Raw genomic sequence first — 15,571 nt, forward strand, 5'->3', positions numbered from 1 at the left:
GCCCGCGCCGCGTACCCGCACGCCGCGGGCGGGAGCGTCGCCCACGCCACGCACGGCGGTGTGGCGGTCGGCCACGCCGACCAGGTCTCCTACGTCCGCAAGCCGCACCGCGGGCGCGTCCTGCTGGCCGTGGTGCCGGTCATCGCGGCGGGCGGAGCGGTCCTGGCCGTCACTCTCGCGCCGCACCAACCCGCCACCGGTGACCGGCCATCGGCACGGGGAACACCGTCCTCCTCCGTCGCGGCCTCCCCTTCCCGGCCGGCGTCAGCGGCGCCCCCGTCCAAAGGCACGTCATCCGCCTCGCCCGCCCCACCCGACGTGGCCGACGCCGACGCGCCCGCGCCCGCGCCGGGCCCCCACGGCCCCGGAAGCCGGGCGCCGGTCCTTCCACGGTCCCCCGAGCCGACGGCGCCGCGCCCCACCACCGGGGGAGGCTCGCACGCGCACCCCAAACCGGCGCCCCTCTCCCCGAACTCCCGCTCCCAGCTGGAGAACGCCAAGACCGGCCAGTGCGTCGCCGGCGCCGGCACCTTCCTCTCCATCGGCACCTGCGACGCCGGTTACGCCTACGCCTGGACACTGCGTTCCACCGGAGGCAACACCTTCGAACTGGTCAACCGCGCCAGCGGCTCCTGCCTGACGGCGCCCCCGGGCAACGACTACCAGGCAAGCCTCACCAACTGCACCTACGGCAACATCCATTGGCGGATCGACACCACCTCCGCAGCAGGCCAGACCCTCAAAAGCGTCGAGACCGACCACTGCCTGAAGATCGACTCACCGCCTTTCTCCGGCACCTTGGTGATGGTGACCACCTGCAACAGCGACGACAAGAAGCAGTTGTGGAGAGGCAACCGAACGAGCTAGCACCTCCACACCGCCGAAGCTCCACCACTCGCCGACCCACTATTACTCTCCGCATTACTCTCCGCGATGAGTGGGCAGGATGGCCAACGCCTGAGACGGAACGGGCACCAGTGAGAGGCACACCGCTCTGACGCGCTGGGTTTATGCCCTCGAAGGTCACTCGTGGGCATGGCGGCCCCCGCGGTACCTAGTACTTCGCACCGTCCACATGCGTCACTGTACGTAGCGGGCGGATGCACTGCCCGCACGCGCCATACAGACCGGCGCCCGTCACCAAGGCCCCAACGCGACTGCGATTCCTCGGGCCCACGGGGTCAACCCCTGGCCCCCGCCTGGTCCACACGCGCTGCTCTACGGCATGACAGCGGCAGATCACGACAAGACAGGCCCCACACAAAAGGGGCACCCCTTCTGACCAGTGCATACGCTGACCTCGGCGGAGGCTGAGGGATTTGACCCCTCGGTGACATCGCTGCCTCGACGCTCGTCAAGACCGCCGTCGCCAACTCCATCGCGCCCCTCCTGACCTGCGTCCTACCTCATCTGCGGTCAGGAGAAGGCGCTCCTGGCCCGGGTACGGCCCAAAGGGCGCTCACGGAACCATAAGGTTCGGTTCCTCGTCAGCGGCAGCTTCCTCTCCCGGCTCTGCCTGCGGCGGCCATCTCGTCAACTGGCCTGCCGCATGCGATGCCCTCAATCGGGGATAGCGCTGGCAGCACCGACACGACCGGTAGACGGACTGCGGTCGCCCCCCGTATCGCACAAGTTCAAAGCAAAAAGAGCGTGCCGCAGCCGACTCGTCGGCTGCGGCACCTGCCTGTCCTGCTGGGTCGCTGACGTACCGAGGTGGCCCTGAGCGGCCACACCTCACTCCATGTCTCTCGCACCAACCAACCGAGAAGGGGAGCACCGCCAAAGTCTCAAACACCGCCGTCTTCGCCGCCCTCTGGGCCGCTCACACCGTCGGGGACCTCTGGGTCAACGCGGCAAATGCCGTGTCCGCCTTCCTCGGCGTCTCGCTTTTACACACCTGGTCATCCGCTGCGACGCCGGAAATCCTGCCGCGACCGAAGGCCGCTGCGGTTCTGAGGGCAGTTGGCCGGTCCGTGTCGAGAACCACACCGAACTTCAACTCGCTGGCCTGGGCGTCCGACTGCTGCGGCCGGCCCGCAAGGTCAAACCCGAACGGGCCGGCTCGGCGCTGTTCAAGCCGCTACGGCAGCTGATCGAGTCCGTCAACCAGACCCTGCCGGGGTAGCCGTCCGCGTCGTGCAACGACTCCTCGCTCTGACCGCCGCGATCTGGCACAACCACCACACTGACCAACCAGTCATCCGGTCATTGACCGGCTACGACCACTGACCTTGGAATCAATCGTCTGGAAGGCTGCGCATCATCGACATCAGCAGCCCGTGGGTCTCCTCGTCGGCGGCAACCACAAGCCCACGACCCGCCTCGCCAATCGGGACACCGTCGATCCCGGTGACAACGCAGCCAGCAGCCCGGCACAAAGCGATACCGGCCGCGAAATGCACGCTCTCGGAGAGGTCGCCGCCATCGGTGACATACGCCGCGCGCTTGCCGGCAGCCACCCAGGCCAGCGCCAGCGTCGTGGACACGACGCGCGGCCGGAAACGCTCGACGAACTCAGGGCGGGCCAGCAGATCCACGGCCCGGAACCCCGGCGCACTCGGGAACGGCGGATCCAGGTTGACGTCCACCAATCGGGTAGACGGCGTGGGCGTCAGCAGTGCGTCGTCGGCCCCGTCATGCCGCACCCAGGCGGCCTCCCGATCGGTGAAAAAGACCTCGCCGCTGAACGGGTCGGCCACCGCCGCCGCCCCATCGCGCAGCGCCACGTTGACGGCCACCAGCATGTTGCCGACGGCGTAGTTCAGCGTGCCGCACAGGGGGTCCACCAACCACTGGCGCACAGCCTCGGCGGCACCCTGCTGCCCGCCTTCCTCGCCGAGCACCGCATCATCGGGCCGTGCGGCACGGATGACGCCGCGGATCGCCTCCTCTGCCTCCACATCGGCGGCGGTGGCAAAGTCCCCGGCACCCTTGTCGATGCGGCTGAGCCGCTGGCCGTACATGTTGCGGATCACGTTCGCGCCAGCCCGCGCCCCGGCTATCGCAACTGCAGCATCGTCGGAGCTCGCGCATGAGTCGATCATGCCGTGCAGACTATCGAGGCGAAGCTATCGCCTCGGCGATCCTTCCCGGACAGAGCACTGGCTAAGCTAGGCGCCCCCGCCCGGGGCGATCAGCCCCGTCTCGTAGGCGAAGACGAGGGTCTGGACGCGGTCGCGCAGGCCCAGCTTCGACAGGATGCGGCCGACGTGGCTTTTGACCGTGGTCGGGCTGAGGAACAGCCGAGAGGCGAGTTCGGCATTACTGAGGGACACGGTGTGTTCAGGGGCGATCACCTACATTCATGGTCGGCTGCTCGATGCGCAGGAGCGGCCCCCCGGTCTCGCCTGAACGTCTGCGAACGGTTGTGAATGAGACGGAAACTGAGACGGAGGCGACTGGTCGAGCACTTGTCCGACGGTTCAAGTGGGGGGTGCCGCACGCGTATCCGGAAGGTGCGCGATACAGCAAGTACTACTGCCGCTACGCACAAAGACGGCTGATCGGCGCCTCTGCATATCCGCTCAAACCAACCTCGGTTTTGTGCAACGCGAACAAGCCCGACCATGTTATCTCTCTGTGAACCATCAAGCACAGGGGGTATCTATGGGTTCCGCTCCTGCACCACGTCCACGGCGCCGCTTCCGTCCATCCCGGTACCAGGTCACCATCGCGGCTGTCATCGCGGCTGCCGGCACGATCGGCGGTGCACTCATCGCTGCTAGTTCAGGGAACTCGGGCTCGTCGCAGGATAAATGCCCGTCCCCGGCCGTCCAGCTCAGCGCACCGGACAAGGCAGGTAGCACCTTTCAGACGACGGCAAAGGTCATCTGCCCGCCGGCCAAGGGCACGAAGTACTACCTGATCGCCCAGATGGACAACGTCGGCAAGCCGGGCACCGAGCACACCGTCTACTGCCCGAAGGACTCGATCACACCGGAAGAGGAGGCGAGAACGTACACGACGACGCGCGACATCCATGCCTCCCCACTTCGCTCCAAGCGCGCCCTCTACTACTTGAAGGTCACTGCTGACGAGGAGCAGGAGCTGCTGTCCAACTTGTACGACACCTGCGCATGGAAGCTCCCCCCAGGTGCAGAGACAGTCTCCAACTCCGTCACCGTCGAACACGGCTGGCAGTGAAGAGGAGGAACCCGAGCCAGACGCCGTCGCCGTGGCCGCAGTCACCGGCCCTGGGAACGACACCACCCGGATCGCCTGGGTCGGCGATGCCCGCGCGTGGGGCTGGGACAGCACCCGGCTTCACCAGTACTCCACCGGCCAGACCATGGGCCAGTTCCTGCGGGCCCATGGTGACGTTGCCCGAGTCGCCCTCGGTGCGCGGCTGCGCGAACTGCGCACTGAGGCCGGGCTCACCGTCAGACAACTCGCCGAACAGTGCGGCTGGGCGCCGTCGAAGGTCTCCAAGCTGGAGAACGGGCGGCAGACCGCCACCCTCGGCGACCTCGACTCCTGGGCCCGGGAGACCGGCCAGCCAACCAACGCCGACGAGCTCAAAGGCCGGCTGCGCGGCCTGGAGACCCGCCAACGCAGTTGGCGCCGACAACTGGCCGAGGGCGGCGCTGGACCTCGCGTGAGCAACATCCCGAAATCCGCCATGCCGGACGAGAAACTCTGAGAAACACGGCGGATTCGGCGAAACACCGCGCTCTACCTTGCTGCCTATGAGGCCAGCGCTCAGATTCTCACCCCTCAGCATCCGTCCGCCGTGGTTGCCGCTCAACGGCGTGATCGACGCTGTGGCCGCAGGGCAATGGTGGGACGCCATCGTTGTCGACGGCTCCCTCGGACACACCATCGCTGTTCAGCTCCAACACACCGCAGGCGAACCCACCGGCCCAGTCCTATGCGACCCCGGCGGCCCCAAAGCCCGCGTCTACTTCCTGACTCCCGCCGGAACCGCTACGCGGTGGTCAGTGCCCGGGACTGTCGCCTATGGGGAGTGCTGCTACGTCGTCCTCAACGGCATGCTCGACGCAGATACGGCCGGCGTCCACTGGCCCGTTGCTCCTCGCTGCCGCCACCCCGAACCGCTCGTCGCCCCGCAGCTCCTGCGCGCTCTCCTGACGGAACACGGGAGCAGGCCATGACCGCGCCCGGCAACGACTGGCTCCTCTCCTGCGTGCCTCACCCCCGCCACGTGCAGTGGTCCTGGGAGACGGGCGAGTTCGCGCTCGTCACCTCCACGTCGTGGACCGTGGTTGAGGCGTCGCTACTGCGCTCCCACGCCGTACTGCGAGAGCTCCACCACATGGGCAAGCAGGCCGGCCCCGTGCTCGCCTACGCGGAACGCAACCTCGCCTGGTGGCTCGTAGACGACAGCGCCGAGACCCACCTCGCCGAGCTGAAAGAACTCTCCGTCAAGCCCCCAGGCTGGGAACTCCCCTGCCCTCCCGAACACATGACCTTCCAAGGCATCAGGTGGCTGGAGAACCCCGACGGCTCCGGTCGGCTCACTGACGCGTGCGACCTCCGCTCCGCTGTCGAAGCGGGCCGATAGACGATCCGATAGACGAAGCGGGCCGAGGAGGCTGCCGCCGTCCGGTCCGATGAGGGCAGCGTCCTTCGTGTTGCCTGGACATGACCTGCGCGTTCTCGGCCCTCGGGGCCCGAATCGCAGCCCACGCACAGTCCACAGGCGCTGGCCGATGACGTGACAGGCGTGGTCCAAGGCGAGGCAGGCCGCATGCCGAAGGGGGCGCCCCAACTCTGGGGAACCCCCTATGACCTGCGCATACGCTGACCTCGGCGGAGGCTGAGGGATTTGAACCCTCGGTGACATCGCTGCCACGACGGTTTTCAAGACCGTTCCCTTAGGCCGCTCGGGCAAGCCTCCCCGCCCCGCCTACCTGCTGCGGAGCGGTTACAGCCTAGCGGTTCGGGGATTCCGCGAGGTGCGGCGGGGGGCGAGGGGTGTCAGCTGTCGCCGGAGCGTTGGCCCAGGGTGACTTGGGCCGTGGACTGCTTGCCGTCGCGGGTGTAGGTGAGGGTGACCTGGTCGCCCGGGTGGCGGGTCCAGATCTCGCTGATGAGGGTGGGCCCGCTGTCGATGACCGTGTCGTCCATCTTCGTGATCGTGTCGCCGGGCTTGAGGCCCGCCTTGTCGGCCGGGCCGCCGGGAGTGATGGCGGGCTGGCCGCTGAGGCCGTCCTTCGCGATCGTCGCGCCGTCTCCGGTGCTCTTCATGTTCACCGTGGCCTCGATGACCGGGTAGACCGGCTTGCCGGTCTTGATCAGCTGGTCCGCCACCGTCTTCGCCTGGTTGATCGGGATCGCGAAGCCGAGGCCGATGCTGCCGGACTGCTGCTCGCCGCCGCCGAAGCCCCCGCCACCGCCGCCGCCCGCCGGCTGTATGGCCGAGTTGATCCCGATCACCGCGCCCTGGCTGTTGAGCAGCGGGCCGCCGGAGTTGCCGGGGTTGATCGACGCGTCCGTCTGCAGGGCGCTCATGTACGAGGCCGAGGCGTTGCCGCCCCCTCCGCCGCCGTCGCTGGAGGAGACCGGGCGGTTCTTCGCGCTCACGATGCCGGTGGTGACCGTGCCCGAGAGCCCGAACGGCGCGCCGATCGCCACTGTCGCGTCGCCGACCGCCGCCTTGTCCGAGTCGCCCAGCGGCAGCGGCGTGAGCTTGGCGTCCGCGGGGTTCTTCAGCTTGATGACGGCCACGTCGTAACCCTTGGCCCGGCCGACCACCGTCGCGTCGTACTTCTTGCCGTTGGAGAACGTCACCGAGAGCTTGCCGCCCTCGGCGGCCGTGGCGACCACGTGGTTGTTCGTGAGGATGTGGCCCTGCTTGTCGTAGACGAAGCCCGTGCCCGTACTGCCGTCGCCGCCCTGGCCCTGGGCCTCTATCGTCACGACGCTCGGCAGCGCCTTGTTCGCGATGCCGGCCACCGAACTGGGCGCCCTGCTGTCCGTCTTCCCGTTACCGGCCGACGCCACCGTCGTGGAACCGGAGCTGTCCCTGTTGTCCGCCGCCCAGAACCCGACCCCGCCGCCGACACCGCCCGCGATCAGGGCCGCCGCCAGCACGGCCGCCACCAGGCCGCCGCGCCGACGCCGGGGCGGCTGCACGGGCCCGCCGCCCCACGGCCCGCCGGGCTCGACCGGACCGCCCGCGCCACCGGCGCCGCCCTGCGCCCACCAGCCACCGGCCTGCCCGCCATCGGGAACACTCGCGCCGCCGTATCCGCCGGGTCCGCCCGGCGCACCCGGAGTGCCCCCGGGCGCGCCCGGATGTCCGTACTCCGCCATCGCCGCCGGCTGTACGGGCTGCTGGTAACCCCCTGCCGCAGCCCCCACCCCTTGCGGAGGCCCAACCGGAGGCCCAGCCGGAGCCGAATCTTGCACCTGGGTCTGCGCCGGAGCCTGGGCGTCCGTCGGAGCCTGGGTGTGCGCCGGAGCCTGCGCCGGGGCCGGCGGCTGCGCCCCATGCCCCGCCTCCACCGGAGCCAGCTGCTCCGTGCGATCGGCCGGTACCGGAGCCATCTGCTCCGTACGGTCAGCCGGTACCGACGTCATCTGCTCCGTACGGTCGGCCGAAGTCTCGCCCTCCGCCTCCGGCCCCGACGCCGTCTGCCCCGCCGTCGGCGGTACAGGCGGCGCGGGAGGCGCGGGCGGTGCCGCCGGAGCCGGCGGTGCGGCCGGGGTCTCGGGAGCGGTGGGCGCCGACGCGGTGTCCGGCGCCGGAGGTGCCGTACGCGGCGCCGCCGCAGGCGTAGCGGCAGCGCCCTCGTTCTCGGTGCTCACAGCTCTCTCCTCAGGTGCACGTCAGTGGTCATCATGGCCGCGGCCCACTCAATGGCCCACGCATTCGAGCGTCCGTCCACAGCCTTTCCCATCAGGCGTCAGACCGCTGTAAACGGAGGCTGTGCCTTTTGCGGAGGCCCTTCGTCTTCCTTTATCTCCGGCGAAACCGGGCCACCCGGACGAAAGGGACCGCATGCGCGACTACGCCTCGCGATGGCACCATAACTCGGTGACCTATGCACGCCCGGCCAGGGACATTCGTCCCGAGCGACCGCCTCTCTCCGTAGTAGCCCACCGCGGAGCCTCCGAGGAAGCCCCCGAGCACACGCTCGCCGCCTACCGAAGAGCGATCGAGGACGGCGCGGACGCCCTGGAGTGCGATGTCCGGCTCACCGCCGACGGCCACCTCGTCTGCGTCCATGATCGCCGGGTCAACCGCACCTCCAACGGCCGCGGCGCCGTCTCCGCCCTGGAACTCTCCGACCTCGCCGCCCTCGACTTCGGCTCCTGGAAGGGCCAGGCCGCCGACCACGAGGCCCCGGACCGGGACAGCACCTCCGTGCTCACCCTGGAGCGCCTCCTCGAACTCGTCGCCGACGCCGACCGCCGCGTCGAGCTCGCCATCGAGACCAAGCACCCCACCCGCTGGGCGGGACAGGTCGAGGAGAAGCTCCTCGGCCTCCTCGACCGCTTCGGCCTCCTCGGGTCCCCTGAAACCCCCGGGTCCCTCGGATCCCTCAGAGCCCCCGGATCCCTCAGAGCCCCCGGAGCCCTCGGAGCCCCCGGAGCCCTCGGAGCCCCAGGCGAAGGCGGCTCGTCGGCCTCCCAGGTCCGCGTCATGAGCTTCTCCGCGCGCTCCCTGCACCGGGTACGGGCCGCCGCGCCCGCCATCCCCACCGTCTACCTGATGCAGTTCATCTCCCCGCGCCACCGCGACGGCCGGCTCCCCGCGGGCGTACGGATCGCCGGCCCCAGCATCCGCATCGTGCGCAACCACCCCGATTACGTGCACCGACTGCACCGCGCCGGGCACCGCGTACACGTCTGGACGGTAAACGAACCGGCCGATGTCGAATTGTGCGCGGAACTCGGCGTGGACGCCGTGATCACAAACCGCCCCAAGCAGGTGCTGTCCCAACTCGACCGTCGATAGGAACCATTACAGGGTGTGCACCGGCGCGTTCGTTGCGCATTCCTTCGTGACAAGTGCCTCCCCGGATCACAATTGGCCGGTTTCCGGTCCAGTCCATTGGGGCATTCATCCCCTGGCGTGGGGCGAAGGAGGTCTCGGGGGTGGCGTTGGTGGTGGCACAGGAGGTGCCCACGTCGTCGATCATGGCCGTACCCCATGGTCCGTCGGCCGTGGGAGTAGCGAGGCACCGCATGCGTGAGGATCTGCGCATGAGCGGAGTGGCGGATTCGGTCATCGACGACGCTGTACTGATCCTTTCGGAACTGCTCAGCAACGCGTGCCGACACGGCCGCCCGCTGAGCACCGACGACAGGCGCAACGGCGGCAGCAGTCACAGCAGCGGCTACGGCAGCAATGGAAACAACGGTCACGGCCACGCCGTCGGCAACGGCAGCGCGGACAGCGGGGGCCCCGACCGCGACGGCACCATACTGGCGGCCTGGCGCGTGGACGAGCTGGGCCGGCTGACGGTCGAGGTCACCGACGGCGGCGGCCCCACCCGGCCACTTCCGGCCACTCCGTCCGTCACGGCGCGCGGCGGGCGCGGCCTCAATATCATCCGGGCCCTGTCCCAGGAGTGGGGCGTCCGCGACGCCTCCGGCGAGGTGACCGTATGGGCCGCTCTTTCCGCACGTGAGAGCTTCGCTACGCGCGTCGCCCTCGGCCCCGCCGGGCCGTCCCGAGGCGCCGCGGTGCCCTCCATCGCCGCGATGCCGGCGGCTTTCGCCGACATCGACGAACTGAGGTAGCCCCGGCAGCGGGAGCCGTAGTCGCGTGGGGGCGGCGGAAGGGGGGCGCGCAAGCCGTCCGCCCGCGCGTACGAGGCGCGCGTACGAGCCAGGGGCCGCGCAAGCCGCGCGTACGAGCCGGAGGACCGCAAGGTTACGAGCCAAGGGCCGCAAGGCAAGCGTACGAGCCAGGGGGCCGCAAACCCGCGCAATCCCGCGAACAGGAGCCGCCCGGCTCCCGCCCCCGGCTCCAAGCCCGGCCCCCGGCTCCAAGCCCCACCCCAGCTCCAAGGGCGGCCCCGCCCCGGGCTCGGGCCCTGGCTCGGGCCCTGACTCGGGCCCCGGTCCCGCCCCCGCCGGCCACCCCGCGCCCGGCCGCCCCCGCTCCCCCGACCGCTAGGCTCGCGCCCGTACGAGCCGGACCGATCGGGAGACACGCACGCCATGGCCAAGAAGCGCCGCCCCCAGACGAAGGCCGCCCGGCCGCAGGCCGACGACGCGCAGATCGCGGCCGTCGGCGCCCGCGAGCCCTGCCCCTGCGGCTCCGGCCGCCGCTACAAGGCGTGCCACGGCCGCCAGGCCGCGCAGGCCGTCACCGAGCTGGTGCAGCGCCCGTTCGAGGGGCTGCCGGGCGAGGGCGACTGGGTGGCGCTGCGCGAGCTGGTGCCCGCCGCCACCGTCGAGCTGCACCTCAAGGACGGGCTTCCCGAGGGCGTGCCCTCGGTGACCCTCGCGACCGTGCTGCCGATGGCCTGGCCCGCGCTGCGCCGCGACAACGGGGCCGTGCTGCTCGGCCTCCAGAACGACACCGCCTCCGGCGACATCAGCCGCGACCTGGCGGACACGCTCCGGCGCGCGCTGGCCGCCGAGCCCGGCAACCCGGTCGCCGCCGAGCGCGTACCCGCCGACGGGCCGCGCCTCCAGGACCTGCTCGACCCCGAGCAGCCCTTCACTCCGGTCGTCCACGAGGGGTTCGAGTTCTGGATCGAGAACGCGGAGAACGCGACCGGCGAGGTCGCCGCGTCCCTGGAGCGGGCCAACGAGGCCGCGATCCCCACCGCCCGGCTGGCGGGCGTCGAGGCCGCGTACTGGTGCGAGACGCCGGAGAAGAACCACCTGCGCTGGGTGATGACGCACCCCGAGGAGCAGCTGCTGGACGCCCTCGCCCGGCTGCACGCCGCCGGCACGTCCTCGCTCGGCGAGGGGACCCGGCTCGTGGGCTCGTTCCGCGCGCACGGCCTGACCGTGCCGGTGTGGGACCTGCCGGTCTCGATGCGCGCCGCCGACGTGGAGAAGCCCGCCGCCGCCTTCGCGGAGCGGCTGGCCGGGGCGCTCGCCTCGGACGCCCCGCTGACCCCGGAGGAGCGGCGGGCGCGCGGCGGCCTCACCAACCGTCAGGTGACCCTGAGCTGACGTCCGCAACGGCGGCCCATGGACGTGACTCCCGTCACAACTCCCGCTCCTGGCCTGGAAACCAGGAAATTCCGCGACCGGATTTCCGCGATGGAATTTGCGAACCGCCGATCTCTTGTTACCGTTCTAGGAGCCCGGTCGCTGGTGCATCCCCCGTCGCCAGCGACCGGGCGTTTCCATGCCCCGGAGTAATTGAATCCGGGGCTTCTTGCTTCGCCCCTCCGGTCGCCGACGACGATCCGTTGACGGGGGAAGCGCACCGGCCCATCCGCCCCTCGGATACCGGCCCCCGATACCGGCCCCGCAATACCCCCCAGCCGCTCCCGCGGAAACCCCGCCGCTGACCCGCCACTGGCTCCCCGCTGACCCGCCGCTAATCGTCCGCGCGCTCCGCCGAGTTGCTGCCGGAGCGGAGCAGCAGCCTCCCGTCCGCCGCCGCGACCTCCGACACCGCCGTGTAGCCGCCGTGCCGCCCGTCGCCGCGCACCGTCCGCTCGCGCGGTGTCTGGCAGGACCCGCGGCCCGTGGCGCCCGCCACCTCGCAGTGCGCCTGCAGGGTCCGGCCGTCCGGCTGCATCAGGGTCAGCACGGCCTTCAGCGGGCCGCCCGTGGCGTTGCGGTAATAGAGCCGGGACCAGGTGTCGCGGCCCTGCGCGAGGACGCACGTCTGCGCCTCGACCCGTTCGGGCGAGGAGAGTTCGGGCCCGCACCGCGCGGTGCTACGGGCCTCCTGCGGCCGCTCCGCGAGGCCGAGCCCCGACAGCACCCCGCCCCCGCCTTCGGCCGCGGGCCGCTCCCCCACGGGCTCCGCACCGCGCCTGGAGTCCGCGGGCCCCTCCGGCGGCCTCGCCGGAGCGCTCGCCGGACCGTCCCCCGTGCTCTCCCGCGCGCCCCCGCCGGTCCGCTCACCGGACCGCTCCCCCGTCCGCTCGGTCACCGGCGCGTCCGGGCGGCCCGCCGGGCCGGCCACGGCGGCGGCGAGCGGCAGCACGATGGCCAGCGCCACCGCGCTCGCGAGCGCGACCATCCGGAGGTTTGCGGCACGGGGCTGGGGCGCTCGTTCCATGGAACCCACCTGCAACTCGCCGGGGAAGCTTGATCGGTTGATCGGTACGCCGAACATAACCGCCGAAGCGGCGGCTCCCCGGTGCCAGCAGGCCCATTTCCCGTACAACTCGGCGCTGCTTACACCCGTACGAGTGAGGGCGCGTGCGGCTCCCGCCCGTACGCGCCCCTCTGCCTCAATCCATCGCCGTGCGCTTCAGGCCCGCCGGGCCCGAGGCACGCCCCGCGCGCCCTGCGCCGCGGGCCCCGCGCGCCCCGCGGGCGCTCAGTGCGCCAGTCGGCTCCCGCCGCCCGGCGTCCCCGCGCTCTCCTCGACCAGTACGTCCACCACCGTGGCGACGTCCGGCAGCCACGGCGTCCCGGCCCCCGCGCCGGCCGCCGCCGGCCGCGGGGCCCGCTCCCATCGGACTCGGCCCGCACCCGTACGCGACGGGGGCAGCGCGACATAGCCGCCGTCCCCGTGGAACCGCAGCGACCCCGGCACCCAGTCCTGGCTGTGCAGCAACTCGCCGAGGACTTCGAGGGAGTACGGGGCCACCAGCAGCGTCCAGCGGGTGGGCGTGGCGACCACCGGGCCGAGCCGCACGCCCTGGCGGTCGAAGGCGGCCAGCGCCCGCGCGCCCGCCACCGCGGGCAGGCTCACGGCGCACGGCGCGGGGCCGCCCGTGGCGAGCACGACCGGCGCGTCCGGCCGGTTGGTCCACCACCAATTGATCATGCGGGCGTCCGTGGTGGCCGCCAGCAGTCCCGGGTCGAAGGGGTGGGCGCCGGGGACCACGCAGTCGGGGTGCGGGCAGCCGCACTCCGGGTCCCGGCCGTGGCCGGGCCGTAGTCCCACGCCCGGAAGCACGGGCCAGTTCCATTCGGTGGCGCAGGTCAGAGCTGCGGCGAGCAGCGTCGACCGCCCGCTGCGACGCCGAGGGGAGAGCTTGCGTCGCCTTCCGAGGAAATCGCGCATGAGCGCTCGTTCCTTTCCGTGAACGCCGAGGGCTGGGGTCCGCCCGCCGGAGGCGGGGGACGTGTCCGTCGCACTACATGTCCATCGCACTACAGGGCACTTCGCATGGCACTTCGCGGTCCGGTGCGCTCCGTGGCATTACGGAGCCCCTCACACCACGTGGATCACAAGTCACAGCGCGTACTAGGCAGCGCATCACGCCGCAGGCCGAGCGTGGAACGTGGCGAGGGGTGGCGCGTTGATGGCGCTTCGCGCTTTGCCCAGTGCTCCCATGACTTCGCCAGGGGAACCCCGCCGCCACTCGGGGATGGGGCACGGCCGTCGCCGAGTAAGACGCAGTGGCCGGCCGCCGGGTTCCGGGGCGATCTCAACTGCCCCTGCCCTTCTCCGAGTACGTACCCACCTCGGTGGATATGACGCGTTGTCGAATGACGTCAGTCGACCCCCACCAGACACGTCAATGGTCATTTTTCAGCCAACTTCGAATCCCCACAGACACCATCAATCCCAATAGTCCAATGCTGGACATCCCCTTACCTGGCCGTGTACATGTGGAGACATTGATAGCGGCGCAACATGACATGGGGGTTTGCGATGCTATTGAGCAAAACTCAGAGGCCGGACGGTCGGGCAACGGCGCTCGCCAGCACACCGGACACCGCCTTCGAGCCCATACTCACCTGCGACGACGCGCGGACTCAGCCAGGCAGCCGGCCATGAGCGCACCACAGTTGCCGAAAGTGGCCGGAATCAATCCCTCACTCCCTGCTCCGGAGCAGACTTCTGCGCCCGCCGACGCCGACGGCACGGGAAACCCCGCAAACGCCGCGGGCCCGGGCTCCCCGGACGCCCCCGCCGCCGTCCCGCCGCCCGCAGCTCCCGGCGCGGTGCTCCAGGACCGGCTCGCGGGCTGGGTCTCCGACCTCACCACCCTCCACGAGCTCACCGAGCGGATCGCCCGCGCGGGCACCCTCGACGCCGCCCTGCACGAACTGCTGCGCGGCGGCTCCGCCCTCGTCGGCGCCCGGCGCGGGCTGATCACCCTCCAGCCGGTCGACGGGCTCGGCCCCGTCACCACCGTCGGCCTCGGCCTCGGCCGCGCCGACCTCGGCCACATCGAGACCATCCCCCGCGCCTCCCTCGCCTACGGGCGGCTCCTGGAGGGCCTCCCCGAGCCGGGCGCGACGGGCGAACCGGAGCCGGGAACGGAACCGGGAACGGAGCCGAGAGCGGAGTCACGAACGGAATCCGGCGCGGAGATCGGCGCCGAGATGGGCGCGGAATTCGGGGCGGAGCCGCCGGTCGGGCCCTGCCCCGATCCCGGCGGACAGCCGGACCCCAGCGCCCAGCCGTCCGTACGGCCCGGCATCGCCCACCCCGACATCGCCGGGGAGCCGGGACGCGACCCCCGCCACCGCGAGGTCGCCGCCCGCCTCGGCTACGCGGCCAGCTACGCCGTGCCGCTGGCCACCGACGCCACCGGCCGGCTCGGCGCCGCCGTCTGGCTCTACGACGAACCGGCCGAGCCCACCGAGCGCCAGCGCCACCTCGTCGGCCTCTACTGCGCGTACGCCGCCGAACACCTCGCCCGCCACCTCGAACTCGACCGCGCCCGCGCCATGGTGGCCACCCTCCGCGAAGAGCTGCTGCCCAGCCGGCTGCCGCGCGTCACCGGGGTCCGGCTCGCCGTCCGCCACCGCACCGGGCCGCACGGCGGCGGCGACTGGTACGACGCGCTGCCGCTGCCCGAGGGCGCGCTCGGCCTCGCCGTCGGCGGCGTCACCGGCTCCGGCCCCAGCGCCGTCGCCGCGATGGGCCGGCTGCGGGCGTCCCTGCGCGCGTACGCCGTGATGGAGGGCGAGGACCCCGTCGCGGTCCTCTCCGACCTCGAACTCCTGCTCCGCCTCACCGAGCCCGCCCGCTCCGCCACCGCCCTCTTCGCCTACTGCGAGCCGGCCCTCGTCCCCCGGCCGGACGGCACCCCCGCCCACAAGATCGTCCTCGCCGGGGCCGGGCACTGCCCGCCGCTGCTCATCGGCGACGACCGCGCCGAGTACGTGGAGACGTCCCTCTCCGCGCCGCTCGGCATGCTCTCCTGCTGGGAAGCGCCCAGCGTCGAGCTGGAGCCCGGTTCCGGCGAAACGCTCCTGCTCTACAGCGACGGACTGCTGCACCGCACCGGCGACTCCCTGGACCGCGCCTTCGCCCGGCTGCACGCCGCCGCCGCGGGCGTTCCCGCCGCCCTGCGCGGCGACCCCGAGGCCGTCGTGGACCACGTGCTGCGCACGGTCCTGCCGGACGGTCTCGACGAGGCCGACAGCGACGAGGACGTGATACTTCTCGCGGCCCGCTTCGACTGAGCCGCCGCCCGCCCGGCCGCGGCCCGCCGGGGCGCCCCACAGGTAAGTCACACCCCCCTCACCCGCCCGCTGCCCGCACATACGA

11 protein-coding genes, 1 tRNA gene and 3 pseudogenes are annotated in these 15,571 nt (G+C 71.5%); 9 read left to right on the plus strand and 6 right to left on the minus strand.

Features of this window, described 5'->3' with window-relative positions:
• Positions 1–60 precede the first annotated feature (60 nt).
• Positions 61–867: an RICIN domain-containing protein gene (locus AB0I49_RS03590; protein ID WP_363225156.1), complete on the plus strand. Its 807-nt coding sequence runs from the start codon at positions 61–63 to the stop codon at positions 865–867.
• Between the two features lie 1,123 nt (positions 868–1,990).
• A pseudogene (locus tag AB0I49_RS03595) lies at positions 1,991–2,229 on the plus strand (IS982 family transposase); the annotation flags it as partial.
• Positions 2,230–2,237: 8 nt separating this feature from the next.
• Here the strand turns inward: AB0I49_RS03595 and AB0I49_RS03600 are convergent.
• Both AB0I49_RS03600 and AB0I49_RS03605 read right to left on the minus strand, forming a co-directional pair.
• Positions 2,238–3,044: an inositol monophosphatase family protein gene (locus tag AB0I49_RS03600; protein ID WP_363225157.1), complete on the minus strand. Its 807-nt coding sequence runs from the start codon at positions 3,042–3,044 to the stop codon at positions 2,238–2,240.
• A gap of 66 nt (positions 3,045–3,110) precedes the next feature.
• Positions 3,111–3,269: pseudogene (locus tag AB0I49_RS03605) on the minus strand (LuxR C-terminal-related transcriptional regulator); the annotation flags it as partial.
• A gap of 337 nt (positions 3,270–3,606) precedes the next feature.
• Between AB0I49_RS03605 and AB0I49_RS03610 the strand changes: the two are divergent.
• The 3 genes and pseudogenes from AB0I49_RS03610 to AB0I49_RS03620 all read left to right on the plus strand — a co-directional run bounded on the left by AB0I49_RS03610 (position 3,607) and on the right by AB0I49_RS03620 (position 5,521).
• A complete protein-coding gene (locus AB0I49_RS03610) occupies positions 3,607–4,143 on the plus strand; it encodes a hypothetical protein (RefSeq protein ID WP_363225158.1) in 537 nt (178 codons plus the stop codon).
• A gap of 145 nt (positions 4,144–4,288) precedes the next feature.
• Positions 4,289–4,579, plus strand: a pseudogene (locus tag AB0I49_RS03615) (helix-turn-helix transcriptional regulator); the annotation flags it as partial.
• Between the two features lie 528 nt (positions 4,580–5,107).
• Positions 5,108–5,521: a hypothetical protein gene (locus AB0I49_RS03620; protein ID WP_363225160.1), complete on the plus strand. Its 414-nt coding sequence runs from the start codon at positions 5,108–5,110 to the stop codon at positions 5,519–5,521.
• 249 nt (positions 5,522–5,770) lie between these two features.
• Here the strand turns inward: AB0I49_RS03620 and AB0I49_RS03625 are convergent.
• Together AB0I49_RS03625 and AB0I49_RS03630 are read right to left on the minus strand one after the other, a co-directional pair.
• Positions 5,771–5,857: transfer RNA gene (locus AB0I49_RS03625), tRNA-Ser, on the minus strand.
• A gap of 80 nt (positions 5,858–5,937) precedes the next feature.
• A complete protein-coding gene (locus AB0I49_RS03630) occupies positions 5,938–7,770 on the minus strand; it encodes a trypsin-like peptidase domain-containing protein (RefSeq protein ID WP_363225161.1) in 1,833 nt (610 codons plus the stop codon).
• 229 nt (positions 7,771–7,999) lie between these two features.
• Here AB0I49_RS03630 and AB0I49_RS03635 point away from each other — a divergent pair, with 229 nt between their 5' ends.
• From AB0I49_RS03635 to AB0I49_RS03645, 3 genes are all read left to right on the plus strand, one after another.
• Positions 8,000–8,923 carry a glycerophosphodiester phosphodiesterase gene (locus AB0I49_RS03635; RefSeq protein WP_363225162.1) on the plus strand — a complete coding sequence of 308 codons (924 nt, stop codon included), beginning with the start codon at positions 8,000–8,002 and terminating at the stop codon, positions 8,921–8,923.
• Positions 8,924–9,063: 140 nt separating this feature from the next.
• Positions 9,064–9,711, plus strand: a complete 648-nt coding sequence (locus AB0I49_RS03640) for an ATP-binding protein (protein ID WP_363225163.1) — start codon at positions 9,064–9,066, stop codon at positions 9,709–9,711.
• 423 nt (positions 9,712–10,134) lie between these two features.
• A complete protein-coding gene (locus AB0I49_RS03645; protein ID WP_363225164.1) occupies positions 10,135–11,103 on the plus strand; it encodes a DUF5926 family protein in 969 nt (322 codons plus the stop codon).
• A 373-nt stretch (positions 11,104–11,476) separates the two neighbouring features.
• On the opposite strand, the gene AB0I49_RS03650 is transcribed toward AB0I49_RS03645, so the two are convergent.
• Positions 11,477–12,169 carry a hypothetical protein gene (locus tag AB0I49_RS03650; protein ID WP_363225165.1) on the minus strand — a complete coding sequence of 231 codons (693 nt, stop codon included), beginning with the start codon at positions 12,167–12,169 and terminating at the stop codon, positions 11,477–11,479.
• 264 nt (positions 12,170–12,433) lie between these two features.
• Positions 12,434–13,126: a bifunctional DNA primase/polymerase gene (locus AB0I49_RS03655; protein WP_363225166.1), complete on the minus strand. Its 693-nt coding sequence runs from the start codon at positions 13,124–13,126 to the stop codon at positions 12,434–12,436.
• A gap of 716 nt (positions 13,127–13,842) precedes the next feature.
• On the opposite strand from AB0I49_RS03655, the gene AB0I49_RS03660 reads away from it, so the two are divergent.
• Positions 13,843–15,486, plus strand: coding sequence for a SpoIIE family protein phosphatase (locus AB0I49_RS03660; protein WP_363225167.1), 1,644 nt, complete (start codon positions 13,843–13,845; stop codon positions 15,484–15,486).
• Positions 15,487–15,571 lie beyond the last annotated feature (85 nt).

Source organism: Streptomyces sp. NPDC050617 (genome assembly GCF_040654795.1).
Taxonomy (GTDB): domain Bacteria; phylum Actinomycetota; class Actinomycetes; order Streptomycetales; family Streptomycetaceae; genus Streptomyces.